Raw genomic sequence first — 13,248 nt, 5'->3', positions numbered from 1 at the left:
CCAGGCAACGGATCGATATCTCTGGCGCCGCAATCGGCTATAACGGCGCAGAAATCATGGGCCCACGACCGTCGATCCTTATGCTTCGCATCCGCTCCGTCCTGTTCGTCGTCGCCTTCTATGCCGTGTTGATCGGCTACCTTCTGACGACGTGGCCGTTTTTCCTCATCCCGGGGCGGGCGCCCTGGCGCATCGTCATCTCCTGGGCCCAGGTCAGCCTGTTCCTGCAGCGCTGGATCGCCGGAACGCGTGTCGAGTTCCGTGGACGGGAAAACATTCCGGACGGCGGCTTCCTAATCGCGGCAAAGCATCAGTCGATGTGGGAGACCTTCGCGCTCATTCCCTGCTTTCCGGAAGCCGACTTCATCCTGAAGAAGGAACTGCTGGCCATTCCGGTGTTCGGCTGGTGCGCGGCGCGCATGGGCATGATCCCGGTCGACCGGAACGGCGGCCGCAAGGCTCTCGTTGCGATGTGCAAGGACGCCAAGAAGGTCGTCGATGACGGCCGGCAGGTGGTGCTGTTTCCCGAGGGCACCCGCCGCCCGCCCGGAGCGCCGCCGGACTACAAGGTCGGCATCGTCTTCCTCTACGACAAGCTCGGCCAGCCCTGCCTGCCGGTCGCGCTCAATTCCGGGCTGTTCTGGCCGCGTCGGTCGTGGGTGCGCCGGCCCGGCACCATCGTCGTGGAGTTCCTGCCCCCGATCGAGCCCGGCCTGGACCGCAGCACGTTCATGAGCCGGCTTGAAAACGAGATCGAGACCGCGAGCGACCGCCTGATCGCCGAGGCGCTGGCCGCGCCAAACCCGCCGCCGGTGCCGGAAAGCTTCGCCCGCAGAACCGCTGCAGGCCCGCTGTGAGCCGCGCATTCGTCAAGGAATCAGACGGCGAAGAGGCCCTGCCGGAACGCCCCGTCGGCCCGGAGCGAAATCTCGTCACCCGCCGCGGGCTGGCGCTGATCGAGGCCGAGATCGCGATCCTCAGAGACGCGCTCGCGGTTGCGACCGCCGCTGGGGACCGGAGCGCCGTCGCACGCGCATCGCGCGACCTGCGGTACTGGACCCGGCGCCGCGCCAGCGCCGAACCGATCGATCCGCCGCTGCCTGCCGATGGTGAGCCGGCAAAGGTATCGTTCGGGGCCCGCGTGACGGTGGAAGACGAGAACGGGCGGCAACGCTCCTACCGTCTCGTCGGCGCGGACGAAGCGGAGCCCGCCAGCGGGCGCATCGCCTGGTTCGCCCCGGTCGCCCGGGCCCTGATCGGACGGGAGGTCGGCGACGAAGTGACACTTCCAGGCGGAACAGCCGAGATCGTCGCCATCGACGTGACGCCTGAGCCCACCTGAAGCCGGCCCGCCTCAGTCGCGCCTGAGATAATGGTAGCGGTATATCTCGGCAAACCCGAGCCGGTCATAGGCCGCGGCCGCGGCGGCGTTGTCCGCCTTCACCTGAAGCCAGCCATGTGTCGCGCCGAGCGCCCGGCCGTGGGAGAGCGCCGTGCGAACCGCGCGTGTGGCGTGACCTTCGCGGCGGGCATCGGGCCGGGTCACGACCTCGAACAGGCCCGAGAGAGAACCGTCCGTGACCGATAGCGTCGCCGCGGCAGGCCGGCCGGCGGCATCGTACGCGACCGAAAGCGCCGCCGGCGGCGCGATACGGTCGAAGATCCCCGCGAGCAGGTCGCGAAAGCGGGCGGCCTCCCCGCCGAGCGCGACGATGATGTCGGCCCAGCGCGAGCGCTCCCCCGGCGGATCGGTCAGGAGATCCGTCGCCGGCTCGGCTTCGGCGACGGCCGGCCGATCGAGCAGGACCCGCAGCACCCGCGTGTGATCGAACGGCGCGAATCCCCTGGCCAGCAGTTCCGCCTCGACTGCCGGCGGCATCAGCGGCGTCCATCGCGCGAGGGGCGGCGCACCGAGCCGCTCGCAATGACCGAACATCGCCGCGAGCCGCTCGGCGACGCGGGCATCGTCGGCGGGATCGAGCACCGAAAGCGCATTCGCCCGCTTGGAGGGGTGACCCGGCGTGAGACGCAGCATCCATGCGCCGTCGACGACGAGATGGCGCGACGGCCAGGAATTGATCGTCGCGTCTTCCAGCCGGCGCACGAGGGCCGGATCGATCGCGGCGGATGCCGGCGCACGCGCTTCCATCCTCGCCCTCCGGTAACTCGCACGGGGCGCCGGCGGGGCCGGCGCGCATCCTGCAGGGTTCAGCTGCGATAATCGCCGTTGATGGCGACATATTCCTTGGTGAGGTCGCACGTCCACACCGTCGCCTTGCCGCGGCCGAGGCCGAGGTCGACGCGGATCGCGATCTCCGGGCGCTTCATCACCGCGGAGGCGGCGTCTTCCGAATAGTCCGGATCTCGAGCGCCGTCGACGGCGACGCGCACGTCGCCGAACCAGATCGCCAGCCGGTCGCGCTCAGCCGGCTCGCCGGCCTTGCCGACCGCCATCACGATACGGCCCCAGTTGGCGTCCTCGCCGGCGCACGCGGTCTTCACCAGCGGCGAGTTGGCGATGGAGAAGGCGATCTTCTTGGCCGACTTCGCCGACGTCGCGCCTTCGACCGTCACCGCCACGAACTTCGTCAGCCCCTCGCCGTCCTTCGCCACGAGGTGGGCGAGTTCCAGCGAGAGCGACGCGAGTGCGCGCCGGAATCCGGCAAGGCGGCGGTCGGTCGCCTCGGTGATCGGCGCGATCTGGGCCTTGCCCGTGGCGAACATCAGCAGCGTGTCGGATGTGGAGGTATCGCCATCGATGGTGATGGCGTTGAACGAACCGTCAGCCGCCCGCGCGATCAGCGACTGCAGCACCGGCGCCGCGATCGGGGCATCTGTCGCGATGAACGACAGCATCGTCGCCATGTTCGGCGCGATCATGCCTGCGCCCTTGGCGATGCCGTTGATCGTGACCGTCTCGCCGTCGATCTTCAGCGTGCGGCTGGCGACCTTGGGGAAGGTGTCCGTGGTCATGATCGCACGCGCGGCGTCGAGCCACGGGCCGGGGGCGACGCGCGCCGCGGTATCGGACAGCACCGCGGAGAATTTCGAAGGGTCGAGCGGTTCGCCGATCACGCCCGTGGAGGCGAGGAACACCTCCTCCGGCGCGCATCCGACCACGGCCGCGGCCGCCTCGGCGGACAGCCGCACCGTTTCGCGACCCTTGAGACCGGTGAAGGCGTTGGCGTTGCCGGAATTGACCAGAAGCGCGCGCGCCTTGCCGGCGGGCAGGTTCGCCCGGCACCATTCCACCGGCGCCGACGGGCAGCGGGTGGTGGTGAGCACGCCGGCGACCGTGGTGCCGGGATCGAACACCGCGAACAGCACGTCGGTGCGGCCGCGATATTTGATGCCCGCCTCGGCAGTGGCGAAGCGCATGCCGGCGACCGGCGGAACGTCCGGGAAGACGGACGGGGCGAAGGGAGAGATGTGGGCGCTAACGGCCATGTGAGCCTCCGGCGGGACGGCTCCCGTTTGCCCCAAGGCAGGCGCGTTCGCAAGCCCCGTCCGCGCCGCAGGCGACGGGATGAAAACGCGCTCTTTTCCCGGCTCAGTAATCCGAGAGCGTGATGTCGTCGCTGTATTCGACCCCCTCGACCTCCTTGATGATCGCCTGTCCGCAGATCACGCGGCCCTTGACGGCATCGAAGGTGAGCGAGGGTGAGCCCTGGAGCTGCCAGCCCTTGTTGAGGGCGGCGCTGACGCGCTTGCAGAAGCTGGCATCATCGGGGCCGGTCAGGAAGCGGTAGAGGCGCATGGCGGTCTCGAATGCGGTCGCTGGAGAATGTTTGCCCACCAATCAGATGGGCTCCGATCGCAGGGCACGCAAGGGAAGACGGGGGTCGGCTCAGCCGTCGAGAAGCGCGCCGAGGCCCTCCGCCGCGCGGCTCGGCGCGAAGGCGACGATCTCGGCGTCCACCAGATCGAACTGCAGGAAGGGATCGGAGGCAAGGAAGTCGCGCAGGTCCGCCTCGCTGGCGGCGCGGGCGATGATCACACCGCCGGTTCTCGGCACCTTGCGGCCCGACAGCACGAAGATGCCGTCGGAGAAGCCCCGGTCGACGAAGGCCATGTGGGCCGCCATGTGCGGCTCGATTTCCGCGAAGGCGACCTTGTAGGTCAGGATGACGAGGAACATCGGAGCCGGCCGCCAAAGCAAAGGCCCGCAGCGGGATGTCCCGCCGCGAGCCAAATCGTCATTGCACCAAGGTCGTCACTGCACCAAGGTCGTCACTGCGCGGGGGTCGCCGGGGCGGCCGGGGCCGCCGGCGGCTTCGCGCTGGCGTCGATGATGTCGATCTTGGCGTTCTTCTTGAGGTCGGCGAGCACCGTCTCGAACTTCTCGCGCAGAAGCAGTTCGTGGATCTGGCCCTTCACCTCGTCGAAGGACGGCGGCGCCTTCTCGCGCTTGTCCTCGACCTTGATGACGTGCCAGCCGAACTCGGTCTCCACCGGCTGGTCGGTGATCTTGCCGACCTGCAGTGCGACGGCCGCCTGCTCGAACGGCTTCACCATCTGGCCCTCGACGAAATAGCCGAGGTCGCCGCCCTGCTTGCCCGAACCGGTGTCGATCGACTTCTCCTTGGCGATGGTCGCGAAGTCGGCCCCCTTCTTCAGCTCCTTGATGATTTCCTCGGCCTCGGCCTTGGTCTTCACCAGGATGTGGCGGGCATGGATCTCCTGCTGCTTCGGCAGCTTGGCGATCTCGGCGTCGTAACGCGCCTTCACCTCGGCGTCGGTCACCGAGTTGGAGACGTCCTCGCTGATGTAGGCGTTGCGAAGCGCGCGGGTGCGCAGGTAGTCGATCCGCTGCTGGAAGGCGTCGGTCTTGTCGATGCCGGCCTTCTGCCCTGCCTGGGCGATCAGCTGCATGTCGATCAGGACGTCGGTCAGCACGTGACGGCGATCGGCCTCGGGAATACGCGCGAGCTGGTCGGAGAAGTCCTCGGAGACGAAGCCGAGATCGGCCTCGGTGATCTTCGCGCCGTTGACGGTGGCCACCACCGTGTCCGGGCTCTTCTTCTCGGCGGCGGCAGCGGGAGCCGGCGTCTCGGACTGGGCGAGCGCGGGAACTGCGGCGCCGAGGGTCGTCGTGACGAGCAGTGCGGCCGCCAGCGAACGGGCGGCATCACGGAAGGAGGGGGTGAAGGACATGAGTTCCGGCTCCACAGGGCGGCGTCGCCGCCCGCCGTTGATTGGACGGGCAAGACGCCCGCTTCGGTTTTTCCGCGGTCTGGAGCGCCCGGATGAGCGCGCCGCCGCAAGAAGGCTTCCATCGACGCCGGATCGCCCGATCCCGCCCCGCCGATCGCCGCGCTCCAGGGCCTAGAAGCCGGGCGTTGCACCCGGCCGGACCGGCCCTGAGCCTTGGCGTGGGCAGGATTTCCACCCGACTTCGGCGAAATATGGACGTTTCCGTGCCGACGACGTTACAATTCGGCAATGTTTCCGCTGGCAATCCGAGGGTCCGGCGGGCGGTTGCAAGCCGTCGCGCCGTCGATCTCCGCGCCTGCGGTCCGCCGGAACGCGCATCGCAGCCGCATCTCCCGCAAGAACCCGGCCGTTCTCCCCGTCGCGGGCCTGATTTCCCGCCGTCGGCGCCGTGCCGTTTTCACGCAGAACACGCCGCGACGGCCCTGGCGGGCCCCCGGTGCCGGGTGCGCGCGCACTTTGTCCGAAAGCCGCAGCGTTGACAACCACGGACCCCGTTCTTATGTCTCGCGGCGGGCCGGACCGTGCGCGAGCGCGGCTGCGATGGCGTGCGTCCGCCCGGGTGCCGACCATCCGATCCTCGGCCGGCCGCCTTCTCGCCCCAGTTGCCGTCTTCAAGATCATAATGACGTCATGATCGAAGCGGCATTCGGGGCGTACGGCAACCCGCCGCAGGGATCGCAAACCGGAGACGGGCGGCGAGCCCTCCTCGATCTGTTCCGAGAGGAAAGTTGCACATGGCCGGTCTCGGCGCCCTCGCCCGCAAGATTTTCGGGTCGTCGAACGATCGAAAGGTGAAGGGCTACCGTGCCCGTATCGCCGCGATCGGAGCTCTCGAAGCCGAATTGAAGGCACTCTCCGACGACGCCTTGCGCCAGCGGACCGACACCTTCCGCCAGGAAGTCGCCAACGGGCGCAGCCTGGACGATCTGCTGATTCCCGCGTTCGCCACCGTGCGCGAGGCATCGCGGCGCGCCATGGGCCAGCGCCATTTCGACGTTCAGCTCATCGGCGGCATGGTGCTGCACGACGGCAAGATCGCCGAGATGCGCACCGGTGAAGGCAAGACGCTGGTCGCGACGCTGCCGACCTACCTGAACGCATTGTCCGGCAACGGCGTCCACGTCGTCACCGTCAACGATTATCTCGCCCGCCGCGACGCGGAGTGGATGTCGCGGGTCTACGGGTTTTTGGGACTGTCGACCGGCATCATCGTCCACGGCCTCAATGATGCCGAGCGGCGCGCCTCCTATGCCGCCGACATCACCTACGGCACCAACAACGAGTTCGGCTTCGACTATCTGCGCGACAACATGAAGTACGAGCGCGGCTCGATGGTCCAGCGCGGCCACGGCTTCGCCATCGTCGACGAGGTGGACTCGATCCTGATCGACGAGGCGCGCACGCCCCTCATCATTTCCGGCCCGCTCGACGATCGCTCGGACTTCTACAACACCATCGACGCCTTCATTCCCCGTCTCGAGGCCGACGACTACGAGGTGGACGAGAAGCAGCGCACCGCATCGTTCACCGAATCCGGCAACGAGCGACTGGAAGTCTGGCTGAGCGAAGCCGGCCTTCTCAAGGGCGGCTCGCTCTACGACATCGAAAATGTCTCCGTGGTGCATCACCTCCAGCAGGCGGTGCGGGCCCACAAGCTGTTCCAGCGCGACCGCGACTACATCGTGCGCAACGGCGAGGTCGTGATCATCGACGAGTTCACCGGCCGCATGATGCCGGGCCGGCGCTATTCCGACGGCCTCCACCAGGCGCTGGAGGCGAAGGAACGCGTCCAGATCCAGCCCGAGAACCAGACGCTCGCCTCGATCACCTTCCAGAACTATTTCCGCATGTACGGCAAGCTCGCCGGCATGACAGGCACGGCCGCGACGGAAGCCAACGAGTTCCTCGACATCTACGGCCTCGAGGTGGTCGAGATCCCGACCAACCTGCCCGTGAAGCGCATCGACGACGACGACGAGGTCTACCGCACCGTTGCGGAGAAGAACCACGCCGTGGTCGAAGTCGTGCTGGACTGCAAGAAGCGCGGCCAGCCGGTTCTCGTCGGCACCACGTCGATCGAAAAGTCCGAGCAGCTCGCCGCCGACCTGCGCAAGGCGGGCTTCCGCCAGCGCGACCTGTCCGAGCCGTTCGACGGCCGCCCGCCGGCGCCCGACGACTTCGTGTTCCAGGTGCTCAACGCCCGCTATCACGAGCAGGAAGCCTACATCATTGCCCAGGCCGGCGTGCCCGGTGCGGTGACCATCGCCACCAACATGGCGGGCCGCGGCACCGACATCCAGCTCGGCGGCAATCTTGAGATGCGGGTCGCCCGCGAACTCGCGGACCTCGAGGACGGCCCGGAGAAAGAGGCGCGCGTCGCCGAAATCCGTGCCGATATCGCCCGGCTGAAGGAGCAGGCCCTGGCCGCCGGCGGCCTCTACGTCATCGGCACCGAGCGCCACGAGAGCCGCCGCATCGACAACCAGCTGCGCGGACGCTCCGGCCGCCAGGGCGATCCCGGTCACTCGCACTTCTTCCTGTCCCTGCAGGACGACCTGATGCGCATCTTCGGGTCCGATCGCATGGACGGCATGCTGCAGCGCCTCGGCCTGAAGGAAGGCGAGGCCATCGTCCATCCCTGGATCAACCGGGCGCTGGAGAAGGCGCAGCAGAAGGTCGAAGCCCGCAACTTCGACGTCCGCAAGAACATCCTGAAGTACGACGACGTGATGAACGACCAGCGCAAGGTCGTGTTCGAGCAGCGCATCGACCTGATGAGCGCCGACAACGTCGCCGATACGGTCGCCGAGATGCGCCATGTCGTGGTGGACGAACTCGTCGCCAAGCACATCCCCGAGCGCGCCTATCCCGAGCAGTGGAATTCCCAGGACCTTCAGGACGACGTGCGCGTCTACTTCAATCTCGACCTGCCGGTCGTCGAATGGGCCCGCGAAGAGGGCATCGCCGACCAGGAAGTGCGCGAGCGTCTGAAGACCGCCGCCGACGAGGCCGCCGCACGCAAGGTCGCCCAGTATGGCGAGCCGATCATGCGCCAGGTCGAGAAGGCGGTGCTGCTGCAGACCCTCGACCACCTGTGGCGGGAGCACCTGTCGACCCTCGACCACCTGCGCTCGGCGATCCACCTGCGCGGCTATGCCCAGCGCGATCCCTTGAACGAGTACAAGTCCGAGGCATTCACGCTGTTCGAGGCGATGCTCGCCCACCTGCGCCAGCAGGTCACCGGCCAGCTCGCCCGCGTCGAACTGGTTCAGACGCCGCCGCAGCTCTCCGAGGAGGCGACGCTTGCGACCGCCATCGCCGAGCACGAGGACCCTGTGACCGGCGAGAACGAGGTCGTCGAGGCGGCGGCTGCGTTCCAGCCAGCTCCGGCTGCGGACCGCAACCCCGCGGATCCGGCGACGTGGGGTCGCGTCGGCCGTAACGAGCCCTGCCCGTGCGGCTCGGGCCGGAAGTTCAAGCACTGCCACGGCCAGTTCGTCGCCTGATAGCGACCGGCTAGAGACGTGCCGCCGGACGGATGCGTCCGGCGGATGAAAAGGGTCGTCCGGCCCTGGAAAATGCGCGCGGGACGCCACACGTGAGCGAAACGCCTCAGGCCGCCGGCGCAGGCGCGGCCCGTTGTCCGGACCGGTACACCGCCACATGGCAGAAAAGCCGCGCTCGATCCTCCTTCTCGCCAATCCGAAAAGCGGACGCGCGGCACAGGGCCTCGATTCGGCCCTCGCCGCCTTCGGCGATGCCGGCATCGCCGTCGAGCGCGAGGCGCCCGGCGATTGCGACGCCCTCGCCGAGACGATCCGCAGCCGCGCCGATGCGTTCGATGCCGTGGTGCTGGCCGGTGGCGACGGCACGGTGAACGCCGCCGCCGAGGCGCTTGCCGAAATCCGCAAGCCGTTCGGCCTGCTGCCGTTCGGCACCGCCAACGATCTTGCCCGCACCCTCGGCATTCCTGTCGGCGCCGCAGCCGTTCGCACCATCGTCGAGGGCCGGACCCGGGCGATCGACCTCGGCCGCGTCAACGACCGGGTGTTCGTCAACGCCGCCAGCATCGGGTTGCCCGTCTCGGTCGCCCAGCACCAGGACGCCGCGTTGAAGCGCCGGCTGAAGGCGCTGAGCTACTTCGTCACCGCGGTGCGGGCCTTCAAGTGCTGCACCCAGCGCTTCACGGTGTGGATCACGGCCGATGGGGTGAAGGATTCTCTGAAGACCATCCAGGTGACCGTCGGCAACGGGGTGCATTTCGGCGGCGGCCTCAAGGTCGGCACCGACGCCGAAATCGACGACGGCATGCTCGACGTCTTCGCCATCGACGCCGACACCCTACCCCATCTCGTGCAGGCGGCCTTCGCGGTGCGATTCGGCCTGCACCGCACCAGCCGCTATACCCGCACCTTCCGCGGCCATCACGTCCGGGTGGAAACGCGCCATCCCCGGCCCGTCAACACCGACGGCGAGATCACCACCATGACGCCTGCCGTGTTCAGCGTGGAACGGGCGGCATTGAAGGTCTACGCGCCGCCCGCCCCGGGGCGGAGCTGACCGGGCACGGCTTGACCTGCCGGCCCGGCAGGCTACCGTTCCTCGGCTCTCTGCCTTCCTCTCACGACAGGATCACCCGATGCTGCGCCTCGTGCTCGTCGCCGCCTGCGCCCTCGTCGACAGCGATGGCCGCGTGCTCGTCTCGCAGCGGCCGGAAGGCAAGGCGCTCGCCGGCCTGTGGGAGTTCCCCGGCGGCAAGGTCGAGCCCGGCGAGCGGCCGGAGGAGTGCCTGATCCGCGAACTCGACGAGGAACTCGGCATCACCGTGGAAAAGCCCTGCCTGGCGCCGCTGACCTTCGCGAGCCACGCCTACGACGACTTCCACCTGCTGATGCCGCTCTATGTGTGCCGGCGCTGGAAGGGCGCGCCCGCCGGCCGGGAGGGACAGGCGATCCAGTGGCTGAAGCCGGCCAAGCTGCGCGGGCTTCCCATGCCGCCGGCCGACGAGCCGCTGATCGCGCACCTGATCGACCTGATCCGCTGACGCTCCTGCGGAGGCATCGAAGCATCAGGCCGACTTGTCCTGCGACCCCGGGATCCGGGGCGGTGACAGCGGGCCTGCCTCAGAAGTCGCAGGCGATGCCCTTCACTTCCCAGTCGCCGAAGCGCACCGGTTCGGGGCCGTCGCGGCCGTTGATCTCACGCGGCAGCGCCTGGGCGTCCGAAGCCGCGCTCGCGCGCCGGGCTTCGGCCTCCGCCAGCGCGCGCTTCGCCGCTTCGGGCAGCGTCGCCGGATCGCGCGGCTGCGGCTGGGTGGAATCGTCCTCGGTCACGGCTTTCTCCCGTCGATCTCATCGCCCGCCGGCTTGCGGCAAACCGGCGCCGTTCCCATCATATAGGTGTCCCGCCGGGCACATCCATCCGGATGAACGCGATAGCCCCGGCGGAGGCGAGAGAGTTGTCGAGAGGGAGACCAACGTGAACTATTTCCGCACGGCTCTGCTGCTCGCAGCTCTGACCGCGCTGTTCATGGGGGTCGGCTACCTCATCGGCGGTCAGAGCGGCATGGTGATCGCGTTCGTGATCGCCGCGGCAATGAACGTCTTCAGCTACTGGAATGCCGACCGGCTGGTGTTGTCGATGTACCACGCGGTCGAGGTCGACGCGCGCAGCCACCCCGAGTTCTACGGACTGGTGCAGACGCTGGCGCAGCGGGCGAACCTGCCGATGCCGCGGGTCTACATCATCGACGAACCGCAGCCGAACGCCTTCGCGACCGGGCGCAACCCGCAGAACGCCGCCGTCGCGGCCACCACCGGCCTGCTGCGGCTGCTGAGCCGCGAGGAAGTCGCCGGCGTGATGGCCCACGAACTCGCCCATGTGAAGAACCACGACACCCTGATCATGACGATCACCGCGACGATCGCGGGCGCGATCTCCATGCTGGCGAACTTCGCGTTTTTCTTCGGCGGCAACCGCGAGAACAACCAGGCCGGCTGGCTGGGCACGCTGGTGGCGATGATCGTCGCACCCCTTGCCGCGATGCTGGTTCAGATGGCCATCAGCCGCACGCGGGAATATGCTGCCGACCGCATGGGCGCGGAGATTTGCGGCGAGCCGGAATGGCTGGCCTCGGCGCTGGAGAAGCTGGCCGTCGGCGCGCATCGGATTCCGAACGCGTCCGCCGAGGCGAATCCGGCGACGGCGCACATGTTCATCATCAATCCCCTGAGCGGGCAGCGGATGGACAACCTGTTTTCGACCCACCCCAACACCGAGAACCGCGTCGCGGCGCTGATGGAGCTGGCCGGCCGCTGGAGCGGCCCGCGCGGCGGCGCCCCCCACGGTCAGGGCTTCGCGCAGCCGGGATTTCCGCAGCAGCAGGGCTTCGGCCGGTCCACCGGTCCGGCTCCGTCCGGCCCGTGGGGACAGGCGCGACCGCAGGATGACGGCCGCCGTCCCGGCAGCCGCGGACCCTGGGGTTGAGCACGGGAAGCCGGGCGGACGGCGAAAACCGCAGCAAAGGCGGCAACCGGCGCGGCCCCGGTGACCACAATGGCGGTGCTGCTTCGGAAGGTCATGTCCAGCGAACGGCCTCCGGCAAGAGTGTTGGTGGCAAGAATTCCGTCAGCAAGGCGTCCGGCAATAAGACGTCCGGCGGAAAGAATGGCGGTGGAAAGCCTGGTGGCCGCCGGCCTTCACTGAAGCCCGGCCTTCCGGCGCGCAGCGCCGCAGCCGCCATCATCGACGCCGTTCTGGGCGGCCACTCGCTCGATGCCGCGCTCGACCCGGTGGATGGCGCCTCGGCGCTGGCCGTGCTGCCGGAGCGCGATCGTGCGCTCGCCCGCGCCATCGTCGGTGTCTCCCTGCGCCGTCTCGGGCAGATCGAGGACGCTCTCGGGCGGCTCGTCACGCGCCCGCTGCCCGCGAAGGCGCGCGCCGTGCACGCGATCCTCGTGATCTCGGCGGCGCAGCTCCTGTTTCTCGATGTGCCCGACCACGCCGCTGTTTCGCTCGCCGTCGACCTCGCCCACGCCGACCGCCACACCGAGCACTACGCCACCTTCGTCAACGGCGTAATGCGCGCGCTCGCGCGCGGCCGGGCGGAGATTCTCGCCGCCCAGGATGCACCGCGCCTCAACACGCCGTCCTGGCTCTATGAACGCTGGAGCGCGGCCTACGGCGTGGAAGCGGCAGGCCGCATCGCCGAAGCCCACATGGGCGAGGCCGCGCTCGACCTCACCGTGAAGTCCGACCCGCAGGGCTGGGCCGAGCGGCTCGGCGGCACCGTTCTGCCGACCGGCAGCGTTCGGCTCACCCCGCGCGGCCAGATCGAGCGGCTGGACGGCTATCTCGACGGTGCCTGGTGGGTACAGGATGCGGCCGCCGCGTTGCCGGCCCGCCTCCTCGGCGATGTCGCCGGCAAGCGCGTAGCCGACCTTTGCGCCGCGCCCGGCGGCAAGACCGCCGAACTCGCCGTGGCCGGCGCGCGCGTCACGGCCGTCGACATCTCGCCGGCCCGGCTGGAGCGCCTTGCCTCCAATCTCGCGCGGCTCGGGCTCCATGCCGAGATCGTCGTCGCCGATCTCGCCGAATGGCAGCCCGAAGCGCCGTTCGACGCCGTGCTGCTCGATGCGCCCTGTTCCGCCACCGGCACCATCCGCCGCCATCCGGATGTGGTGCGGCTGAAGGGTCCGGCGGATATCGCCGCGCTCGCCGCGCTTCAGGCGAGCCTGCTGCGGCGCGCCGCCGGCTGGGTCGCACTGGGCGGCACGCTCGTCTACTGCACATGCTCGCTGGAGCCGGAGGAAGGCGAGCAGCAGATCGCCCGCTTCCTCGCCGAAGGCGCCCCCTTCCGACGCGTTCCTGTGCGTGCGGACGAGATCGGCGGCCTTGCCGAATGCCTGACCGCCGACGGCGACCTGCGCACCCTGCCCTTCCACCTGCCCGCGACCGATGACCGCCGTGGCGGCCTCGACGGCTTCTTTGCCGCGCGTCTTGTGCGCGTCGAGGACTGAAAGCGGCCCAAAACCG

13 protein-coding genes are annotated in these 13,248 nt (G+C 68.8%); 7 read left to right on the top strand and 6 right to left on the bottom strand.

The features are described from left to right. Window positions 1-56: 56 nt before the first annotated feature. On the top strand, window positions 57-857 hold the full coding sequence (locus tag BUF17_RS13100; protein WP_244530877.1) for a lysophospholipid acyltransferase family protein: 801 nt from the start codon (window positions 57-59) through the stop codon (window positions 855-857). Beyond that, window positions 854-1,342, top strand: a complete 489-nt coding sequence (locus BUF17_RS13095) for a GreA/GreB family elongation factor (RefSeq protein ID WP_073629419.1) — start codon at window positions 854-856, stop codon at window positions 1,340-1,342. The genes BUF17_RS13100 and BUF17_RS13095 overlap by 4 nt, the downstream gene beginning before the upstream one ends. A gap of 12 nt (window positions 1,343-1,354) precedes the next feature. On the opposite strand, the gene BUF17_RS13090 is transcribed toward BUF17_RS13095, so the two are convergent. From BUF17_RS13090 to BUF17_RS13070, 5 genes are all read right to left on the bottom strand, one after another. After that, on the bottom strand, window positions 1,355-2,149 hold the full coding sequence (locus tag BUF17_RS13090; protein WP_073629417.1) for a GNAT family N-acetyltransferase: 795 nt from the start codon (window positions 2,147-2,149) through the stop codon (window positions 1,355-1,357). 59 nt (window positions 2,150-2,208) lie between these two features. After that, window positions 2,209-3,447 carry a bifunctional glutamate N-acetyltransferase/amino-acid acetyltransferase ArgJ gene (gene argJ / locus BUF17_RS13085; RefSeq protein ID WP_073629415.1) on the bottom strand — a complete coding sequence of 413 codons (1,239 nt, stop codon included), beginning with the start codon at window positions 3,445-3,447 and terminating at the stop codon, window positions 2,209-2,211. Between the two features lie 103 nt (window positions 3,448-3,550). Continuing rightward, window positions 3,551-3,757 (bottom strand): DUF1737 domain-containing protein, encoded by a 207-nt coding sequence (locus BUF17_RS13080; RefSeq protein ID WP_073629413.1) that lies wholly within the window; start codon window positions 3,755-3,757, stop codon window positions 3,551-3,553. Between the two features lie 90 nt (window positions 3,758-3,847). Next, window positions 3,848-4,138 carry a YciI family protein gene (locus BUF17_RS13075; RefSeq protein ID WP_073629411.1) on the bottom strand — a complete coding sequence of 97 codons (291 nt, stop codon included), beginning with the start codon at window positions 4,136-4,138 and terminating at the stop codon, window positions 3,848-3,850. A gap of 92 nt (window positions 4,139-4,230) precedes the next feature. Further along, entirely contained in the window at window positions 4,231-5,154 is a 924-nt protein-coding gene (locus BUF17_RS13070) for a peptidylprolyl isomerase (RefSeq protein WP_073629409.1), read from the bottom strand. A 794-nt stretch (window positions 5,155-5,948) separates the two neighbouring features. On the opposite strand from BUF17_RS13070, the gene secA reads away from it, so the two are divergent. The 3 genes from secA to BUF17_RS13055 all read left to right on the top strand — a co-directional run bounded on the left by secA (window position 5,949) and on the right by BUF17_RS13055 (window position 10,258). Further along, entirely contained in the window at window positions 5,949-8,720 is a 2,772-nt protein-coding gene (gene secA, locus BUF17_RS13065) for a preprotein translocase subunit SecA (RefSeq protein WP_073629407.1), read from the top strand. Window positions 8,721-8,877: 157 nt separating this feature from the next. Continuing rightward, window positions 8,878-9,774 carry a lipid kinase gene (locus tag BUF17_RS13060; RefSeq protein WP_073629405.1) on the top strand — a complete coding sequence of 299 codons (897 nt, stop codon included), beginning with the start codon at window positions 8,878-8,880 and terminating at the stop codon, window positions 9,772-9,774. A gap of 79 nt (window positions 9,775-9,853) precedes the next feature. Beyond that, window positions 9,854-10,258, top strand: a complete 405-nt coding sequence (locus BUF17_RS13055) for a (deoxy)nucleoside triphosphate pyrophosphohydrolase (protein WP_073629403.1) — start codon at window positions 9,854-9,856, stop codon at window positions 10,256-10,258. A 79-nt stretch (window positions 10,259-10,337) separates the two neighbouring features. Here BUF17_RS13055 and BUF17_RS13050 read toward each other — a convergent pair whose 3' ends face one another. Next, the gene (locus tag BUF17_RS13050; protein ID WP_073629401.1) at window positions 10,338-10,547 is read right to left on the bottom strand and encodes a DUF1674 domain-containing protein; all 210 of its coding nucleotides are present in this window, start codon (window positions 10,545-10,547) and stop codon (window positions 10,338-10,340) included. 145 nt (window positions 10,548-10,692) lie between these two features. Between BUF17_RS13050 and htpX the strand changes: the two genes are divergently transcribed. Together htpX and BUF17_RS13040 are read left to right on the top strand one after the other, a co-directional pair. Next, window positions 10,693-11,700, top strand: a complete 1,008-nt coding sequence (gene htpX / locus BUF17_RS13045; protein ID WP_073629399.1) for a zinc metalloprotease HtpX — start codon at window positions 10,693-10,695, stop codon at window positions 11,698-11,700. Between the two features lie 215 nt (window positions 11,701-11,915). Further along, complete coding sequence (locus BUF17_RS13040) at window positions 11,916-13,232, top strand: RsmB/NOP family class I SAM-dependent RNA methyltransferase (protein WP_073629993.1); 1,317 nt, start codon at window positions 11,916-11,918, stop codon at window positions 13,230-13,232. The last annotated feature ends 16 nt before the right edge of the window (window positions 13,233-13,248 follow it).

This window comes from Pseudoxanthobacter soli DSM 19599 (assembly GCF_900148505.1).
GTDB classification, from domain to species: Bacteria; Pseudomonadota; Alphaproteobacteria; order Rhizobiales; family Segnochrobactraceae; genus Pseudoxanthobacter; species Pseudoxanthobacter soli.
Note: the sequence above shows the minus strand (reverse complement) of the source record. Positions and strands in the feature narration are given on the sequence as shown.

Bases quoted from the DNA above. Each gene is read 5' to 3' on its own strand.
- argJ (WP_073629415.1), bottom strand. From the start codon at position 3,447: ATGGCCGTTAGCGCCCACATCTCTCCCTTCGCCCCGTCCGTCTTCCCG.
- BUF17_RS13090 (WP_073629417.1), bottom strand. From the start codon at position 2,149: ATGGAAGCGCGTGCGCCGGCATCCGCCGCGATCGATCCGGCCCTCGTG.
- BUF17_RS13075 (WP_073629411.1), bottom strand. From the start codon at position 4,138: ATGTTCCTCGTCATCCTGACCTACAAGGTCGCCTTCGCGGAAATCGAG.
- BUF17_RS13100 (WP_244530877.1), top strand. From the start codon at position 57: ATGGGCCCACGACCGTCGATCCTTATGCTTCGCATCCGCTCCGTCCTG.
- secA (WP_073629407.1), top strand. From the start codon at position 5,949: ATGGCCGGTCTCGGCGCCCTCGCCCGCAAGATTTTCGGGTCGTCGAAC.
- BUF17_RS13055 (WP_073629403.1), top strand. From the start codon at position 9,854: ATGCTGCGCCTCGTGCTCGTCGCCGCCTGCGCCCTCGTCGACAGCGAT.
- BUF17_RS13060 (WP_073629405.1), top strand. From the start codon at position 8,878: ATGGCAGAAAAGCCGCGCTCGATCCTCCTTCTCGCCAATCCGAAAAGC.
- BUF17_RS13070 (WP_073629409.1), bottom strand. From the start codon at position 5,154: ATGTCCTTCACCCCCTCCTTCCGTGATGCCGCCCGTTCGCTGGCGGCC.
- BUF17_RS13080 (WP_073629413.1), bottom strand. From the start codon at position 3,757: ATGCGCCTCTACCGCTTCCTGACCGGCCCCGATGATGCCAGCTTCTGC.